General features: G+C 54.8%; 18 protein-coding genes and 2 pseudogenes. 5 read left to right on the forward strand and 15 right to left on the reverse strand.

The window, feature by feature from the left end:
* The first annotated feature begins 89 nt into the window (after window positions 1-89).
* The gene (locus CTZ24_RS26245; RefSeq protein ID WP_208727357.1) at window positions 90-638 is read left to right on the forward strand and encodes a GNAT family N-acetyltransferase; all 549 of its coding nucleotides are present in this window, start codon (window positions 90-92) and stop codon (window positions 636-638) included.
* Between the two features lie 101 nt (window positions 639-739).
* Here the strand turns inward: CTZ24_RS26245 and CTZ24_RS26250 are convergent, their stop codons facing one another.
* From CTZ24_RS26250 to CTZ24_RS26290, 9 genes and pseudogenes are all read right to left on the reverse strand, one after another.
* Window positions 740-1486, reverse strand: coding sequence for an anti-sigma factor family protein (locus CTZ24_RS26250; protein ID WP_208727169.1), 747 nt, complete (start codon window positions 1484-1486; stop codon window positions 740-742).
* The gene (locus CTZ24_RS26255; RefSeq protein ID WP_021185476.1) at window positions 1483-1992 is read right to left on the reverse strand and encodes an RNA polymerase sigma factor; all 510 of its coding nucleotides are present in this window, start codon (window positions 1990-1992) and stop codon (window positions 1483-1485) included. Before CTZ24_RS26255 ends, CTZ24_RS26250 begins: the two co-directional genes overlap by 4 nt.
* Window positions 1993-2001: 9 nt before the next feature.
* Complete coding sequence (locus tag CTZ24_RS26260; RefSeq protein WP_208727171.1) at window positions 2002-2541, reverse strand: cytochrome b; 540 nt, start codon at window positions 2539-2541, stop codon at window positions 2002-2004.
* Window positions 2538-3593 carry a catalase family peroxidase gene (locus tag CTZ24_RS26265; protein ID WP_208727173.1) on the reverse strand — a complete coding sequence of 352 codons (1056 nt, stop codon included), beginning with the start codon at window positions 3591-3593 and terminating at the stop codon, window positions 2538-2540. The genes CTZ24_RS26260 and CTZ24_RS26265 overlap by 4 nt, the downstream gene beginning before the upstream one ends.
* A gap of 538 nt (window positions 3594-4131) precedes the next feature.
* A pseudogene (locus CTZ24_RS26270) lies at window positions 4132-4233 on the reverse strand (VapC toxin family PIN domain ribonuclease); the annotation flags it as partial.
* Window positions 4230-4447 (reverse strand): annotated as a pseudogene (gene vapB / locus CTZ24_RS26275) (type II toxin-antitoxin system VapB family antitoxin). The pseudogenes CTZ24_RS26270 and vapB, both read right to left, overlap by 4 nt.
* An 80-nt stretch (window positions 4448-4527) precedes the next feature.
* Complete coding sequence (locus CTZ24_RS26280; protein WP_208727175.1) at window positions 4528-5070, reverse strand: DUF924 family protein; 543 nt, start codon at window positions 5068-5070, stop codon at window positions 4528-4530.
* Between the two features lie 50 nt (window positions 5071-5120).
* Window positions 5121-5843: a metallophosphoesterase gene (locus tag CTZ24_RS26285; RefSeq protein WP_208727177.1), complete on the reverse strand. Its 723-nt coding sequence runs from the start codon at window positions 5841-5843 to the stop codon at window positions 5121-5123.
* 7 nt (window positions 5844-5850) lie between these two features.
* Window positions 5851-6246 (reverse strand): ACT domain-containing protein, encoded by a 396-nt coding sequence (locus tag CTZ24_RS26290; protein WP_208727358.1) that lies wholly within the window; start codon window positions 6244-6246, stop codon window positions 5851-5853.
* 115 nt (window positions 6247-6361) lie between these two features.
* On the opposite strand from CTZ24_RS26290, the gene CTZ24_RS26295 reads away from it, so the two are divergent.
* A complete protein-coding gene (locus tag CTZ24_RS26295) occupies window positions 6362-6991 on the forward strand; it encodes a LysE family translocator (RefSeq protein WP_208727359.1) in 630 nt (209 codons plus the stop codon).
* A 49-nt stretch (window positions 6992-7040) separates the two neighbouring features.
* On the opposite strand, the gene CTZ24_RS26300 is transcribed toward CTZ24_RS26295, so the two are convergent.
* Together CTZ24_RS26300 and CTZ24_RS26305 are read right to left on the reverse strand one after the other, a co-directional pair.
* Window positions 7041-7583: a carboxymuconolactone decarboxylase family protein gene (locus CTZ24_RS26300; protein ID WP_208727178.1), complete on the reverse strand. Its 543-nt coding sequence runs from the start codon at window positions 7581-7583 to the stop codon at window positions 7041-7043.
* A 1-nt stretch (window position 7584) separates the two neighbouring features.
* Window positions 7585-8391 carry an SDR family NAD(P)-dependent oxidoreductase gene (locus tag CTZ24_RS26305; protein WP_208727180.1) on the reverse strand — a complete coding sequence of 269 codons (807 nt, stop codon included), beginning with the start codon at window positions 8389-8391 and terminating at the stop codon, window positions 7585-7587.
* Window positions 8392-8569: 178 nt separating this feature from the next.
* Here CTZ24_RS26305 and CTZ24_RS26310 point away from each other — a divergent pair, with 178 nt between their 5' ends.
* Window positions 8570-9514: a GlxA family transcriptional regulator gene (locus CTZ24_RS26310; protein WP_021185465.1), complete on the forward strand. Its 945-nt coding sequence runs from the start codon at window positions 8570-8572 to the stop codon at window positions 9512-9514.
* Here CTZ24_RS26310 and CTZ24_RS26315 read toward each other — a convergent pair.
* Genes CTZ24_RS26315 through CTZ24_RS26330 form a run of 4 tightly spaced genes read right to left on the reverse strand, consistent with a single transcriptional unit; the run spans window position 9466 to window position 14546 of the window.
* Window positions 9466-10485, reverse strand: a complete 1020-nt coding sequence (locus CTZ24_RS26315) for an XdhC family protein (RefSeq protein WP_244634111.1) — start codon at window positions 10483-10485, stop codon at window positions 9466-9468. The two genes, CTZ24_RS26310 and CTZ24_RS26315, sit on opposite strands and share 49 nt — an antisense overlap.
* An 18-nt stretch (window positions 10486-10503) precedes the next feature.
* Entirely contained in the window at window positions 10504-11832 is a 1329-nt protein-coding gene (locus CTZ24_RS26320) for a c-type cytochrome (protein WP_208727182.1), read from the reverse strand.
* Between the two features lie 18 nt (window positions 11833-11850).
* Window positions 11851-14091, reverse strand: coding sequence for a xanthine dehydrogenase family protein molybdopterin-binding subunit (locus CTZ24_RS26325; protein WP_208727184.1), 2241 nt, complete (start codon window positions 14089-14091; stop codon window positions 11851-11853).
* Window positions 14088-14546 (reverse strand): (2Fe-2S)-binding protein, encoded by a 459-nt coding sequence (locus CTZ24_RS26330; protein WP_021185461.1) that lies wholly within the window; start codon window positions 14544-14546, stop codon window positions 14088-14090. Before CTZ24_RS26330 ends, CTZ24_RS26325 begins: the two co-directional genes overlap by 4 nt.
* Before the next feature lie 365 nt (window positions 14547-14911).
* Between CTZ24_RS26330 and CTZ24_RS26335 the strand changes: the two genes are divergently transcribed.
* Window positions 14912-15799: a LysR family transcriptional regulator gene (locus CTZ24_RS26335; protein ID WP_021185460.1), complete on the forward strand. Its 888-nt coding sequence runs from the start codon at window positions 14912-14914 to the stop codon at window positions 15797-15799.
* Between the two features lie 275 nt (window positions 15800-16074).
* Entirely contained in the window at window positions 16075-17637 is a 1563-nt protein-coding gene (locus tag CTZ24_RS26340; protein WP_208727186.1) for a PTS sugar transporter subunit IIA, read from the forward strand.
* Window positions 17638-17656: the final 19 nt, after the last annotated feature.

Raw genomic sequence — 17656 nt, forward strand, 5'->3', positions numbered from 1 at the left:
ATTCGGCCCCTCACGGTATTTAACCTTTGGAGCGCTGGACCGAAATAACCTATAATTCCCCTCATTGCTATCTCGCTTCAAGGAAGAAAATGCGTTTACTTTCCACCGCACGTACCGATATTTATCTGCTGACAGAAAATTTCGCCGAGGCTTATCTCGCCTTTTTGCTAAACAACCGGGATCATTTTTCCCGTTTTGAACCCCTACGCACTGAAGAATATTTCACACTTGAACACACCCGTCAGCGGATTGCCGATTCAGCCACTGATTTTGCCGCCAGAAAGAATTTGCTGCTGGTTTTCACACCCAAGGATGAAGACAAAATCATCGGCAGCATCAATTTTACCAACTTCGTGTATGGCGTTTTCCAGGCCTGCTATCTGGGGTTTTCGCTTGACCACGCTTATCAGGGCAAAGGATTAATGCACGAAGCGCTGGAGATAGCCCTTGCTTATGTGCAGAGAGAGTATGGTTTGCATCGGGTGATGGCGAACCATCTTCCCGGCAATCTGCGTAGCAGCAACACCCTGACTAAACTTGGATTTAGCCAGGAGGGTTTTGCAAAGTCCTACCTCAAAATCAACGGTAGCTGGCAGGACCATGTGCTTAATGCGCTTATCTTTGATGAGAGTATCTGACATCCCTCCCTGTCACATATTTACGCCAGCGCTGAAAAGCAGCCATCACCCGCCAGAGCTGCCGAAATTAACACGGTGGTCAGAGTCGCGCATTGCGATGATTAACTCGTTGCCAACGCCACCGCCTTGCGTAACCCGCTCACCCCGGATGAATTGACCGGCGTCACCAGCGCGTAGTTGTAATGCTGGTCACTCCAGTACTGCGCCATCACATCATCAGCCCGGCGTTCACCATGAGGTAATTTGACCGGGTCCAGTGGGCGGATATACCACCCCACCCGAGTTCCCTGTGGATCCTGATACATAATCAGCGCGGCTGGCCCTTGCGCTGTCGCCATCAGCCGCGCGCCGACCAGCCTGAAACCAAACTGCTCGAGGTTGGGTGGCGGATTACCATTAATAAAATAACGTGCCACCCAGCTACTGAGTTCAGCGTGCTGGCTTGCCACCATGTCCATCGGGGTTTGCGTCTGGTTATCAAAAATTTTATAGGCCTGCACCGCATCTTCCATCGGCTGCGGGCTGGCGATGACCTGCGATTCCTTCAGTTGCCAACCCGCAAAACCGCCTGCGCTTGTCGCCAGCACCAGCATGCAAGCCGTCGCCAGTTGCCGTAACCGCTGCTGCCGCACCCGACGCCGCAGATATTGCGGATGGGGACGGTCAAGCGTTAGCGAGTGTCGACTGATGGCCTGACGTAATTGCTGTGCGTCAGCCTGCCAGCCCGCAACTTGCGCGGCAGCCTGCGGATTGTCCTTCAGATAACGTTCAACGCGCTCTGCCGTTGCTTCATCCGCTTCCCCATCCATCCAGGCATGGAGTTCGTGTTCATCAGGGGGCAAAGTCATTTCAGTCTCCTTAGCGGCAGCGGCGTCGCCTTACCTTCCAGTTGCTCATGCAGCAACTTACGTCCCCTTGAGAGCCGTGACATCACGGTGCCCAGGGGAATATCCAGCGTTTCGGCCGCCTCTTTATAGCTCAGCCCCTCAACGCTGACCAGCAACAAAATGACGCGATAATCCTCCGGTAATGCAGCAAATACCGCCAACGTATCGTCGGCAATCGCCATCGACTCGCTGGATTGCGCGAACATCTCCTCGCCAGTGAAAAAAGTCAGCAGCTTCATATAGCGTTTGCGCCGCCGTTCCCCATCAACAAACTGACGGTACAGGATGGCAAACAGCCAGGCACGCAGACTTTGATCCCCCTCGCTTTGACGTTGGCGAGTTAACGCTTTTGTCAGGCAGCTTTGTACCAGGTCTTCCGCGCTGTGCGGATTGCGGGTCAACCACAGTGCAAAACGTTCAAGATGCGGCATCACCTGGCGAATTTCATCATCAGTCAGCTGTGGCATGACTCTCCTTTAGCGTCTGCGGGAGCCAGACATGCTGGCAAAAACCCCATCGCGCAACACCAGGGCATGAAACAACGCGGCGGCCAGGTGCAGCAGCACGGTGATAAACAACATCAGCGCCACCAGAGTGTGCAAAGGACGCAGTATGGCATACCAATCATTATTCACCGGCAAAATCGGCGGCAGTAGCCATTTCCCCCCTAAAGCGATCGGCACTCCCGCCGCAGACAGCATCCCCCAGCCGATCAACGGCTGAATCAGCATCATGGCATACAGCGCCCAGTGCGAAAGGTGCGCCATGCCACGTTGCCAGGCGGGTATGGTTGAGGGCAGTGCCGGAGTGACGGTAGTGAAGCGTAACCACAGTCGCACCACCACCAACACCAGAATCATCAGGCCTAATGGTTTATGGATTGTCACCAGCAGGCTATGCAGTGACGACACGGTGGCAACCATCGCCACGCCAATAAACAGCATCGCCACAATCGCCGCCGCCATTAACCAATGGATCACGCGCAGCGCAGGGTGAAAATAACCGACATGTTTCATAAGTGCGTCCCCGTTTGTTGCGCCTGTTCATGTGTACGCAGGTTATAGGATTTGGCATAGGCTGCTGAGCGCGCATTGAGCAACGGATCATCGGAGGCAGCAATCCCATCAGGCAGGATCAGCGGATCGTAATTGATGTCGTTGCACGGCCCCTGCTGCTGCGGCACCGCGCGGGTTAACACCAGGGTTCCGGCATTGATGGTTTGGCGATCGGCAGGCCAGACTTTTGTTGCATTGCTGCCATCATCACCCGGTTGCGCCACGGTGATCACCAGGTCCCATTCCAGTGGCCCCTGGTTCAGGCGTTGTTGCAGGTCCTGCTGAAGAAAATCTTTGTTATTTTTATCCGCCGCGCTAATCGCCTGATAAGCGGCATGAGGCACCATACTCCAGCGCACCAGATGCGCAGCGCCCGTTTTATCAATGAACCGGAACGCATTCAGACTATTGAAACGATCGCTGGCCCAACTGGACGACGGAACGTATTGTTTCGCCCAGGCGAGAAATGCTTTGAATTCAGGATATTTTTCGACGAAGGCTCCTAACTTTTGTGGATCCGGCTTGCCGGTCGCCGGGTCGGGCAGCGTCGCGGTTTGCAGCGCATAGAATCCTTCCGGCGTCGCCACCGGAAACAGCGGCATGGCATTCATCCCGGTGCGCCATTGCTCACCATCTTTTTGCTGAAACGCCAGCGCCATGCTGCGCACCGGCACCGCGTAATCCGGCGCGGATGGATTCCCCCCTGCGATGGCGAAACGCCCGGTTACCGGGGTATCACCCGGCGCGAAAAGGGCAGCGCGTGATAACGCGCTGGCGTTGCCGTTGGAGGCAAAGGTGCCAATCACGCAGATCCCTTTGGCATGGTTACGGCGATACCCCGGATGCTCACCCCCCGCTTGCTGCAACACCGAAACCAGTTTGTCGGAAGTCAGTCGCTCTGGCGTCAGCCAGCCTCCCGCCCATAAAAACAACACGAGTATAACCAGTGGAACCAGGCCGATTAGCAACAAGCGTAGCGTCTTCTGACCAGTGGAAAGTGGAGTTGGAATCATTTTTTAGCTCACCCTGCTCACATTGAGCCCATAAGACGAATGAGCGGCAGGTTTATTCCCACGGCATTAAAAAATTTTTAAGCAATGGATGAAGCTAACCATGAGATATAAGTTAAATGTGACTCAGGTTTCAGGCAGCACCGTCAGCGTGTTCATGTTGGTTTTCGGTGTTATGGCGGCGTAGGGGATCATCTGGGTCAGTCTGGCCGGAGCAACTCTTTCCTTACCGGGGCTGCTGCTGTTGGTGGCACAAATCAGGCGCGGCGGTGATATCACCTTACGAACAGCCGTTGACGCAGGTCACTGAAAAAAGCGCCTGAACGGCGCTTATGATGTAGCGGCGCGATTTATCGCGCAATCACGATGGACAGGTAACATTATGAGCCACCTTGCACACTTACGTACCTTTTGGGAAGCTTACCATAGCGGGTCCTTTTCGCGGGCGGGAAACAGCATGACAGCGGTCCAGGAGGTGATCATGTCTTCTCTTCCAGACCAAATCACTGGTGACTCCAGTCCTCCAGCATGAGATTAGTTACCCGCACAACACGCTTTGCTCAAGACGAGTGATCACCACCTCCGGTTGCTCACGCATGATAAATGAGCAGATGTTCGCGTCCAGCATGTAGGTCTTATTCACAGTTCAAAGCGTCCTTCGTCGCTGACAATGTCCTCGCGCTCTGTCATAAAATCTGCGTCAGCCTTTTCAAATTGACTGAACGAACTCCAGGTCGGCTGAACCGGACGTAAAAAATGCTGTCACCTGCACTAATAATCTCCAGCTCACTAACGCCTTCAACATCGAAATCGCACGGCAAACGAAGAGCACGATTGTTACCTTTTTTAAAAATCAAAACGGTTCTCCTGGCTGTTCAGCCTGACTTAAACGCACCACGCGCCTATTCAGATATATGGTTCCTGGATATGACCGGATTCAGAAGAAAGATAAGCGCTGTTTCTCCAGGAAGTCCCGTTCATCAGCCGATGACGCCCTGCCCAATAGCGCATTACGATGTGGATAGCGGCCAAACCTCAGGATAATTTCGCGATGTTCCCGCTCACTTTGTGCATACGAGCCACCTTTAAGTTGTGCAAACAGTTCTACCGCTTTTTCATGAATGTCCACCGACTCCGAGTGCATCCAAGGCATTAACATAAACCCCTTTTCGTCGAGCGTGAGATATTCCCATCCTTCAAGCTTTAATGCCTCCTGAGCAAGGATCAAGGCCATGCCATCCTGCTGCCAGGCGGCGCTACTCTGACGATTCAGGTTGCGGGAAAATTGGTCGAGAACAATGATTTCAGCAAGCCGGCCATAGAGATTTTCACGCCAGGTAAACAGTTCGCCTCGGCAGGCGGACTCCCAGCAACGGCCAAATAACCGGCGTATTTCGTCGTCAAACGCCTGATCGTTTTTGAACCATTTATCTTTGCTGGTACGACTGAACCAGAACTGGAGAACATCTTCGTAATTCATGACTTAACCCCCGCGCGATAAATCGCGCCGCAACGGAATGTTCCTGTACGTCAGAGGGAAACATGGTGACTGGTCAACACATTATCCACATAGCGATGAATCATCAGCGCCGGCGGATCGTTAACCGGGGGGATCGTATCTGTACCAAACCAGACGGGATTTGCCGGGCACAGCGAGCCGCAGATATACGCCGGAACACCGGCTAATGACCCGGCGATCGGTCGGTGGACATGCCCGGTGGCAATTGCCAGAACCTTGCCGGGCATATGCCTGAGCAGCGCGGCCAGTTCCGCAGTCCCTGCACACATCGTCTTGTCCAGCGAGGGGATCCCCGAAGCAAAAACATGATGATGCAGAAATAGCAGCGCTGGTGACGTATGGATATCCCGGAGTTGTTGCTCCAGCCAGGCAATATGGTTGACTACACTACCTGCGGTCGTGTTCACCAACGTGGAGTCCAGGCCGATCAGACGAAGAACTCCAGCATCATAATTGAAGTGCAGAAACTCATCTGCGGCAGCAGCCCCCCAGACAGCACGCATCTGGCGGCGATCATCGGAATTACCAGGAAGTATCCGCGAACACCATTTTTTGCTGCTCAGCCGCTCTGCAATCTGCGAATACCCGTCAAGCCACTGGTTATCAATTACATCACCGCTCAGCACCAGCACGTCCGGCTTAAGCTGATCGAGCCAGGCAAGCGCCTTATCAAACCGTTGCAGATTGTCATTGTCGGGGGAAGCATGAATATCTGAAACTTGCGCGACCAGCATATTGACCTCAGCGTGCGGCAAGGGAACGAATCACGGCGATGGCGCGCTCGGTATCGTCCCAGGCGACAAAAATATGATCATGGTAGTAACCAGCCACCACGTTACAGCTGATGCCCTCCTCTGCCAGAACCGTAGAAAATGCCGCAGTCAGGCCCACGGCGGCGAGTGAAGAATGGACTTCGAGAGTGATCCATCCGGCGAGGTAGTCATAATCGATGTCCCGTGCCTGCGCCACCGCCTGCGGCAGCACCAGCGTAGTCCCTTCACGCTCCTGCACCACAACCACCGCCTGTGCCAGCAACTCAGCCGCCGGTTGCTGCAACGTACAAAATACATATTGCCCCTCATTGCGTCGGGGCGTCGCCGTGCGCAGCAAAACCTGGAGATTATTTTCACCTGACATCATTTTCTCTCTTGTCATCATGGTCGTTGGTTGCGATCCCAACAACAGGATAGCCCCAGTCCTGCCTGGCGTGTATTCTGCATCCTATAATTTCAGGGTGATGATTGGAGAAACTATGTTGTTGTCGAGTTTGATGGCGATTGCTGCGGTTTTAATTATGGGCGTGATCAGCCCTGGTCCAAGTTTTATCTACGTTGCCCGTAATGCCGTCGCACGCTCGCGATTACATGGCCTGTTAACTGCACTCGGCATGGGAACCGGGGCGGCGATCTTTTCCATCATGGCGATGTTTGGTCTGGAAAGAATTCTGATTGCATTGCCCGAATTATTTACCGGATTGAAAATTGCTGGTGGCCTCTATCTTATCTGGATGGGCTATAAAATCGCGAAGAATGCATCAAAACCCTTTAGCGTGACGTCTGAATCCTTATCCGAAGCGCACTCCTTGCTGGGCACCTGGCGTGACGGATTATTGACCCAGTTGAGTAATCCGAAAACCGCCCTGGTCTTTGCCTCCATTTTTACCGCGTTGTTGCCCAAAGAGATCCCCGGCTATTTCTATTACATTATTCCGCTGATGGCATTTGTGATTGATGCCGGATGGTATTCACTGGTGGCTATTTTATTGTCCTCGAAAAGACCACGGGATATTTACCTGCGCCTTAAGCGCGCCATTGACACCATTTCTTCGGCGATTCTGGTGTTGTTAGGGGTTAAAATTATCTTCACCGCGTTTCAGAAATAACCATCAACCAGGCAGGCTTCCGTGCTGAAAAGCCTGTCTGGTCATAACCCTACAGTGATGAAATCGGCGGAAAATCAACTTCGGTATCATTGACCCGATTAATCATGTTGGTGAACAGAATCGCGGTCACCACACCGATGGTTTCAACCACTTGCTGGTCATTAAAACCGGCGTCACGAAATGCACTGACATGATGGGCGGATAACGTGCCGCGCGTTGATACCAACAGTTGTACAAACTTCACCAGCGCATCGATTCTGGCATCATCGACCAGAAATCCCTGACGCAATTCAAGCGTCTGCGCCTCGCTGTAACCGGCTTTGATCGCTTGCGGCGTATGTGCAGCAAGGCAATAATCACAGCCACTTTCCTCACTGACCGCGAGGTTAATCGCCTCTCGCTCACGCGCGCTGAGACTACTCCTGGACAGCGCCGCGTTAAGCTGTAAGGTTTGCGCCAGAATATCAGGGGCATTGCTGCCAATGGTCAGATAAGCATTCGGGACTTTACCCATCGCCTGCTTAATACCTTTGAACAATTCTGCGGCTTTGCCACTCGCTTCCTCAAGTGAATCCGTATGTAAACGACTCATCTTATTTCTCCTGTGATCCCAGGTAACGCGCGGCCGGGATATTGTGTGAAAAGTCCTGAATCACGGTCTGACGTGCCTGTTCCCATTGCTGCAAACGGCTTTCGTCATGCAGTGACGGGATGGTGATCAGCTCACCATGCAGGAATCCGGTCAGGGCGGCATCGACCATGTCTTCGGCTTTCATCACAATCTCCGGGTCGAGCTGACTTAACGGCAAACCGCCGTTATCCCAGAAGGGGGTCGCTGTCGCGCTGGGCAGCACCACCTGAACCTGAATCCCTTTATCAGCTAACTCATGATGAAGAGACTGGCTGAATGCCAGCACATAGGCCTTGCTCCCACCATACACCCCGTTCAGGATCTCAGGCGCGATGCCGACAATCGAAGCAATATTGATGATAGCCCCCCGCCCCCGGCTGATAAATCCTGGCACAACGGCGTAAGTCAGCCGGGTCAACGCGGTGACGTTGAGATTAATCATCGTCGTCATTTGGTCGACATCGCTGTCCACCAATGGCGTGTGCGTGCCGATACCGGCGTTATTCACTAATAACGTAATGCTGGCATCATGGCGTAACTTCATCTCCAGCGCCGCCAGTTGCCCGGCGTCGTTCAAGTCTGCGGCCACCACTTCCACGTTACGCTGGCTATCCGCTGTGATATGGCTGGCCATCTGGTTCAGACGATTGTGGTTTCGGGCGACAATGATCAGGTCATATCCCATCTTTGCCAGTCTGGCGGCATAAATGGCCCCCATCCCGGTCGACGCGCCTGTCACCACCGCAGTGCCTTTCGTTGCATCACTCATCTCATTCACCTTGCATGATGTGTTGGATGCATTGAGGTTACGCCATAGTCGGAGGGAGAAAATGACGTAGAAGGGTACGATTTCGGACATTTTTTTGCCCAAAAGAGATTGATTGCAGGGCCTGATTCTTTCAGGATGGTTTGCCCATCGATGTGGTTGCCAATACAAGGATCCCAAAATGCATCGGGTTGGATTGCTGATTGCCGACCAGTTTCAGTCACTGGCGTTATCGACACTGACCATTTTCGAGTTTGCCAACTTAGTGCTTGGCGAGCCTTTTTATCAATGTGCGGTTTACTCCGAGCACGGCGGTCAGGTTTCCTCTTCCTTTGGCATCAGTGTGACGACCATTGCCTTAAGCGATGAGGCTTCTGCTGATACCTGGCTAATTGGCGGGGTGCTCACGCCGGTCACACTTCCGGCTAGCGAGCGGGTGGTTCATTTCCTGAAAAATCACGCCTTGCGGGCGCGCCGCGTCGCAGGCATTTGCACCGGTGCTTTCGTACTGGCGCAGGCTGGATTACTTTCTGAACGCCGGGCGACCACCCATTGGGCTTATGCGCAGAGCCTGAAAACATTGCATCCCACCATCAGAACCGAAGACGACCTGATTTATATCATTGATCACCAGATCTGGACCTCTGCCGGGATGACGGCTGGCCTCGATATGGTGCTGGCGATGGTGGAAAAAGATCATGGTAGCGAGGTTGCCCGCAGCATTGCTCAGCGTATGGTGATGAACCAACGACGTTCGGGCGGTCAGCGCCAGCATTCGGAACTGCTGGCCCTGTCACCCCGCAGCGATCGTCTGCAAACCGCGATTGAATATATCCGCAGCAACCTCACCAAATCACTCTCCGTCGAGCAACTCGCGGATGCGGTACATCTGAGTTCGAGGCAACTGAACCGCCTGTTTTTGGCTGAGACAGGGAAATCACCGGCGCGCGTCATCGAGCGTTTACGCCTTGAAGCCGCGCGGCTGTTGATAGAACAAACCCGACTGTCGCTGGACGTGGTGGCGCGAGATTCAGGATTTCGCGATCGCCGCCACATGCGTGATGTTTTTATGCGGGGCTACGGCATCCCTCCGCAGGCGCTGCGCACCGGAAAGAAGGATGCCTGATCACTCGCCAGACCATTTTTATGGCGCACGATATCGGCCATAATCGACAACGCAATTTCCGCCGGGGTTTTGCTGCCAATCGCCAGCCCAACCGGGGCATGGAGGCGGCTTAACTGATGCGGTGCAACATCGCCATACCGCACCAGCCTTTCTTTGCGGCGTTGGCTGTTCTGGTGCGAACCCATTGCGCCGATATAGAAAGCCGGCAGGTTGACGGCTTCCATCATGGTCAGATCATCGATACGCGGATCATGGGTTAACGACAGGATCGCGGTGGCCGGATGGCACCCCTCGCGCTCAAGATAAACCGCCGGGAACAGCTTTATCAGCGTCACGCCAGCATCCAGATCCGCAGCCAGATTGCTCAGAACATCCTCACGGTGTTCGCAGACGAGGGTTTCAAACCCCAGCGCCAGCGCGAAATTGGCGCAATATACCGCGACGCTCGACAAGCCGCCGATCACCAGCCTGGGCGGTGCAGAGAGGGTCAACGTCACCTCATCCCCCTCGATGTGGGTCGCGGTCCGACTGCGATACGCAGCCGGTTCGAGTGAAATACATGGCGCAGGCAGGGTGATCCTTTTGGTCAGCGCCGTCGCACTGACCAGGGCATCGTGCATCTGCCCCAGATAACCGATAGCCTCACGACCAGGGAGCAGCCTTTCCACCAGAATATCCAGCACCCCACCGCACGGTAGCGCCCGGTCAGGTGCCAGCCCGTCATCACCATAACGTACCAGCTGGCTCGACGCCGAAAAGGCATCGTCACGAATCCGCGCGATAAAACTCTCTTCCACACAGCCACCGGAAAGCGAACCACAATATTGCCCGTCTTTGCGGATCACCATCATCGCCCCCGGTGGTCGCGGTGAGGAGCCGTAGGTGCTCAGTACGGTACACAGCCATAGCTCATGCGCTTCCGCCCACTGCCGGGCGGTACTGATGACCTGCACATCAAGATTCTGCATCATTTCTCCTGACGGCTGTGGCTAACGCATTTGCAGGATGATGACGTTGCTGCTGGCCGGGTCGGTTTTGGCGCGTAATTCGCCGACCGCCTGCGCATCGGTTTTTTCACCCTGATTGCCCCATGAAGAACGAATAAAATTCAGCACATCCGCCGCTTCCTGATCGGTAAGTTGTTTCCGATACGGCGGCATACGATAGGCATCAGGCACGCCATCCGCCACCACGCGTGCCGAACCGTTGAGCAGCACGTTGATTGAGGAAGCGGTATCGACCTGCATCGACGTTGCCCCGGCCAGCGGCGGGATCCACGGTGCCTGCCCTCGTCCATCCGGGCCATGACAGCTGCTGCATCGCGCCATATAGGTCTGGCTACCGGGGGTGGCTGGCGCATCGTCATGCTGATACTGCCAACCCTTGCCACTGTTGTTACTGCCCGGCGGCAGAGACTTCAGATAGTGGGCAATGGCGCGCAGGTCATCGTCACGCATAAACTGCGTTGAGTTGTTAAATGCATCAGCCATTGAACCAAACACCACGGCATGCTGGTTGCGGCCATTCTTCAGGAATTCAACGACATCCGCTTCGCTCCAACGGCTGATGCCGGTGTTGGCATCGTTACGCAGACTGGGCGCATACCAGCCATCCAGCAGCGCTCCCGCCAGATAATCCGGGCTGCTGGCATCGAGGGCTTTCTCATTAAACGCCAGTCCACGCGGCGTATGGCAACTGCCGCAATGTCCCGGACCTTCCACCAGATAAGCACCGCGATTCCACACCGCATCCTGATTTGCCACCGGCTGTTGCGGTCCACCACGCGAGAAAGCCGCGCTCCACACCGCCAGCGGCCAGCGCATATTCAGCGGCCAGGGGATCTCACTGGCGCGATTCTGGCGGGATACCGGTTTGACGTCATGCATCATAAAGGCGTAAAGCGCCGCAACATCCTCATCCGTGAGCTTCTGATAGGAAGGAAAAGGCATCGCCGGGTAGAGGCGGTGACCATCACGCGCCACACCATGTCGCACGGCGCGATCAAAATCAGCCAGTGAATAGTTACCGATTCCCGTTTCCGGGTCCGGAGTGATGTTGGTGGTATAGATTTTACCCACCGGTGTCGCCATCGCCAGCCCACCGCTGAACGGCGCGCTGTCCGGTGTACTGTGGCAGGCCACACAATCGCTAAGCCGGGCAACGTACTCGCCCCGACGGATCAGCTCGGCAGAAACCGGAGGTTGATCCGCATTTGCGCCATCAAAGGTGGAAGAAGGCGTGCGCAGCAACCACAGCAGCGCGCCTGCGACCACGCACAACACACCAATCAGGATCAGGCTAAGCCTTTTTATCGTCATGTCATCCATCCCTCAGGCTCAGGTGAAATCATAGTGTGAAAGCGGCATTGAACGGATACGTTGCCCGGTCAACCGGGAAACCGCATTGGCGACCGCCGGAGGAATCGCAGGCAATGGCGGTTCACCGATACCCCCCATCTTCGCCCCGCTCTCCACGATGCGTACTTCTACCTTTGCCATGCGTGAGGGCGGCAGAATCGGGTACATATCGTAGTTACGCGCCACCGGTTGCCCCTTCTCATACACGCTCTCCTCAAGCAGTACCTGAGAAAGTCCAAGCGCTATCGCGCCATTGACCTGCGCCTCGACGATCGCCGGATTGACGATGCTGCCAGGGTCGACGGCTTCCCACACCTGATGAACCTTGACCTGGCCGTTTTCAATCGACACTTCGGCAATCGCTGCCGCTTCAGTGCCGAACGGCGAAGCCATCGCGACACCGCGGGCGCGGCGGCTGCCATCTGCGGCGGTGTAAGGCCCGGCCTGCCATCCCCCGGACATCTCCGCCACGGTATTGAGCAGTTTGGTCAGCCGTTCGTTACCCTGTAACAAATGCAGACGCAAAGCGAAGGGATCAATCTTGCCTTGATCAGCAATCTCATCAAGGAAACACTCGTAGAGAAAATCGTTCATCGAATTGCCTACTGAACGCCAGTAGCCCAGCCTTACCGGGCCTTTTTTGTAGATCTGGGCGATGCGTACATGGGGGATTGAGTAGGATTTCCCCGCCAGACCTTCTACTGCCGTTGGGTCCAGTTTGGCACCGTGTTTCCCGGCCAGTCCTTCTGTCGGGCCTTCACAAATGCTGATCGCCTCCAGCGCCAGCGGATAGCCTTTATCATCCAGACCGGCACGAAAACGCACCGCTGCCATCGGTCGATGGGTATCGCGTAAAAACTCCTCTTCGCGGCTCCAGATCACCTTAACCGGGCGACCGACCGCCTGTGCCAGTTGAATGGCCTGGGGATAGACCATAGCGGTGTCATAGACAAAATGGCGGCCAAAAAAGCCCCCCAGCAGTGGCGAATGGATAATGATTTTTTCTGCGGGCAGACCGGTCCGTTTCGCCGCATCGGCCTGGAACATTTCCGGAGCCTGATTAGGTAGCCACAACTCCAGGGTGCCGTCGGGATTAAAGCGCGCCAGCGCGGAGGGCGGCTCCAGTTGGGCGTGATTAAGATACTGGCTGTGATAGGTCGCGCTCAGCGTGGTTTTCGCCGCTGACATTCCCTCGGTGATGTTACCTGTGACTTCCGCGTCTTCACCGTTACCCGGTTCTTTCGCCAGCGCATCGGCAAAGTCAGCTGAGGAGAAGTCAGCAGGCATGTAACGACCGTCCGGCGTCTGAGGTTCCTGCCACTCGACCTGCAAGGTTTCAACAGCACGCTTCGCCTGCCACCAACGCTCGGCCACGACCGCCACCGCACCCGGCAGCACATGCACCGAATGTACCCCTTTCATCGCCTTCACCTGCTCGGCATTGCGCAACGGGCCAACGCTCAGCCCCAGGCGTGGCGCATGCTGCACCGCCGCATGCAGCATGTCATCTACGCGACAATCGATGGTATAAATCGCCTGACCGGTCGATTTTTCATGCATATCCAGACGCGGCACCGGTTTGCCAATCCAGCGAAACTGCGCGGGGTCCTTCAGGCGCACCGAATCCGGTGACGGAACCGGCAAATCACGCGCCCGCGCAGCCAGCTCACCATAAGAGAGCGAACGGCCTGAATCGTCATGGATCACTTTGCCGGGTTCGGTACGCAGACGCTCAATGGGGACAGACAGCGTAGTGGCCGCCGCCTGAAGCAACATCTGCCGCGCCAGCGCGCCGAGACGGCGCATGGTGGTGTAGCTGGTGCGCACCGACTGGCTACCGCCGGTAATGCGCAACCCGCTATCCATCACTTTATACTGGGAACCTGCCGGTGCATTTTCCACCACGAAGCTGGCGGGATCGGCATCCAGTTCTTCACCGACAATCTGCGCCATTGCAGTAAAAATGCCCTGCCCGCCTTCGATAAAGGGCGAGAGGAACTTTACCGAGCCATCCGGTCGAATCTCGAGAAAAGCCGGAACCAGCGTGCCCGGAGCGGGTACAGCGCCAGTGGTTTGTGCACGACTTTGCGCAACAGGTAAGCCAATACCCAGCACCAACGCACCCGCCACAGTGCCAGTTGCCACCAGAAAACGCCGCCGGGAGAGGTTCGCGGGCCGATCCTCGCTCAGCGATGCCATCACTTCGTCGTGGTCGCTCATGCTGTTTCTCCCTTACCAGCCACATCATGAATGGCCGCACTGATGGCGTTATAGGTGCCACAGCGACACAGGTTCACCATTGCGGCGGCAATCTGTGCGTCTGAGGGATGAGCATGTTGTTTGAGTAACGCTGTCGCCGCCATCACCTGCCCTGACTGACAATAGCCACACTGCGGCACCTGATACTTAACCCAGGCCTCGACCACGCGTTTACCCATTTCATCGGCTTCAATCGCTTCAATGGTGGTGATCTGCTTGCCAGCCAACTTATCAATCGGCGTGACACACGCGCGGGTAATCTGACCGTCAATCATTACCGAACAGGCGCCGCATTGCGCCAGACCGCAGCCATACTTGGTCCCGGTCATCCCCAGATCGTCGCGGATTACCCACAGCAGCGGCGTATCACCCTCTGCATCGACCTGCCAGATTTTGTTATTAATGTGCAGTTCCATAGGTCTCCGGTATTAAAAAGTGAGAAAAGTCAGAGCGGGAAAATAGCCAGAATGGAAAGTCGTAATATAATGATTTCTACAACGACATTGAATTCCGCACGGAAAGGAATCGTGGACATACCTAAGTCGTGATTATTATTAAGCGTAGCGCAATGTTTAATAGTGAATATCGAAATGCCGTTATGAAAAAAATTCACCAATCAAGGTTTATCGGTTTGCCAATGAGAAATATTCTTATTCAACACTTCTGTTTAATATTCTGTGCTGAACAACAACCTCAAGGGTAAATGACGTGGATTACCTCGAACAAATGGGATAATTTGCACCTGGTTGTGAAAAATAATCACAAATAAGGCGCAGATTTAATGAATGATATCCAGGCGTTTATCACCGTAGCCAGAGAGAGAAGCTTCACCCGTGCTGCGGCCCTTCTTGGTGTCAGCCCTTCGGCTTTGAGCCATACCATGCGCAATCTTGAGGAAAGAATTGGCGTTCGCTTGCTGGCGCGTACCACGCGCAATGTTGCTCCCACAGAAGCCGGTGAGAAATTATTACTCTCCGTCGCCCCGCTGTTTGAGCAGATAAACAGTGAAATAGAACGGATTGCTGAATTACGCGACACACCCGCAGGTAATATTCGTATTACCTGTTCTGATAATGCAGCTGAAGATTTATTACGTCCGATGTTGCCCGCTTTTCTGGCGCAATATCCGGATATCAGTATTGAGATCTGCATTGACTATGGTTTTACCAATATCGTCTCCGAACGTTTTGACGCCGGTATCCGGTTGGGTGAGTCGATTAGCAAAGATATGATTGCGGTGCGTATGGGACCTGACTGGCGGCTGGCGGTGGTCGGCACACCGGAATATTTTCAGGCCAATCCGGCGCCATTGACCCCACAGGATCTTGCCCGGCATCGCTGCATCAATATCCGCCACTCTCCCGCGGGCAGTGTTTATGCCTGGGAGTTTGAAAAGGAAGGGCGGAAATTGAATATTCGGGTCAACGGCCCGTTAATATCGAACAGCATCCTGCATGTGATGAATGGCGCGCTGGATGGTATCGGGCTGGCCTATGTACCAGATTCGATGGCTCAGCCGCACATTGAAGCCGGACGTCTGGTGGAAGTGCTGTCTGACTGGAGCCCGATGTTTGAAGGTTTTCACCTTTATTATCCGAATCGGCGTAATACCTCCTCCGCCTTCGCCGCCTTTGTTGACGCCGTCAGATACCGGGGAAAAATTCGTTGATGCTAAAAAAGGCAAAAACTTTAAAATTGTGACCTGTGCCGCAATCCCTCGCTGATCGCTCCCAATCAATATTGATAATAAAAACAATGCGCCCGCCTGGATGCGGTCGCCTTTTAATATGACAAGTGTCACAAATTCATCATCAGGTCACTATTTTCCAGAAAAGGTAACGTTTTTACTATATTAGCGTTTACTTAAACGGTTAAAGATACCCGCCACCGGAGCGATAACTCAAACCGGTCAACCCGCGTATTGACCTTATGCCTGGAGTCTGAATGGTGGTGGAAATAACTTATCAATGCGAGATAAGCGAGGGGATCCACGCCAGACCTGCCGGGCATATCGCGCGTCTGTGCAACACCTTTCAGTGCGAGGTGGTGTGGCAAAACAGCCGAACCGCGCTGGAAGCAAACGCCAAAAGTGCCCTCTCCCTGATCGCCACAGATACGCTGCTGGACGATAGCTGTCTGATTACGTTGCACGGTGCTGACGCGCTCTCCGCCTCTGTCGCCCTGCAAGCTTTGCTGAATAACCTTCCGGCGTTTACCACCCTTGTTGAGCCGGCGCTGGCCGTCACTAACGGTTCCCTCCCGCGCTGTCTGCACGAACTGCAACCGCAATATCTGACCGGCGTTCGCATCAGCGGCGGTATCGCCATCGCCAAACCGCGAGTGCTCAAGGGGGTAACCTTTGGTGAGTTACTGACCCGTGGCCCTGACACTACCGCTAACCGTGAGACGGAGATAGCGCGTCTGACGGAGGGGCTGCGAATGCTGCGGATCAATAAAGAAGCGGCGCTGGCAGTCGCCCGGGGTATTGAGCAGGACCTGCTCGAAGCCCATTTGTTATTTATTACCGACAGTGCCTTTCGCGACAGCATCATCAGCTATCTTGATGCGCAGATGAATGCCTGGTCTGCCATTATCACCGCGGCGATGGGCTTCAGCGCCATCCTCGAACGCTCATCCAGCCATTATATTCAGGAACGCACGCTGGATATGCTGGACATCGCCACGCAACTGCTGGTCGAGATATACGGTGCTCAGTCTGGGTTGCCACCTGCGCTGTCATTAGATGAGCCGGCCCTGGTGATTGCCGATAGCCTGACGCCCGGCCAGTTCCTGGCGCTCAACAAACAACATCTCGCCGGTCTTATCTTGTCCTCCACCGGCAAAACATCGCATACGGCTATTCTCGCCCGTTCTCAGGGCATCCCTACCCTTGCTGATATTAATTTTGCCACTCAGCCATTTTCACCTCGGCAAGAGATGGTGCTCGATGGCGATCTGGGGCTGCTGATCACCCGCGCGGATGACAAGATCCTGCGTTATTACCGTCATGAAAAAGACGTGCAACAACAAATGCGCCTGAAGAGGCCCTCCACCCGCACAGATAAGCCTCTGTTGACGCCGGACATGATCTTGTGGGGGTTGGATGCGTGCGACAAAAACGAAGTGATCAAAAAAATGGTCGATAACCTGTGGCTACACCAACGCACCGACTGCCGGGATAAGCTGTGCCAGGATATCTGGTCACGGGAGGTTCCCTTCCCCACCGTGGTCGGTTCTGGCTTTGCTATTCCGCACGCCCGCAGCGATGCCATTCTCGATTCCACCATCAGCGTCGCGACACTGCACCAGCCCGTTGTCTGGGGCGGGGTGTCGGTGGATACGGTGTTTATGTTGACCATCAGCCAGGCCGCAGCGGAAAACGAGCACATGAAATATTTTTCCACGCTGGCGCGGATGCTGATGAACGACGAATTTGTCGCCAAAGCCAAAAGCGCAGCCACACCTGATGTGCTCTACCACCTGATAATCAGTACCTTAGCGGGCTAGTTGCCAAACGCGATGATGA

Source organism: Pantoea phytobeneficialis (assembly GCF_009728735.1).
GTDB lineage: Bacteria > Pseudomonadota > Gammaproteobacteria > Enterobacterales > Enterobacteriaceae > Pantoea > Pantoea phytobeneficialis.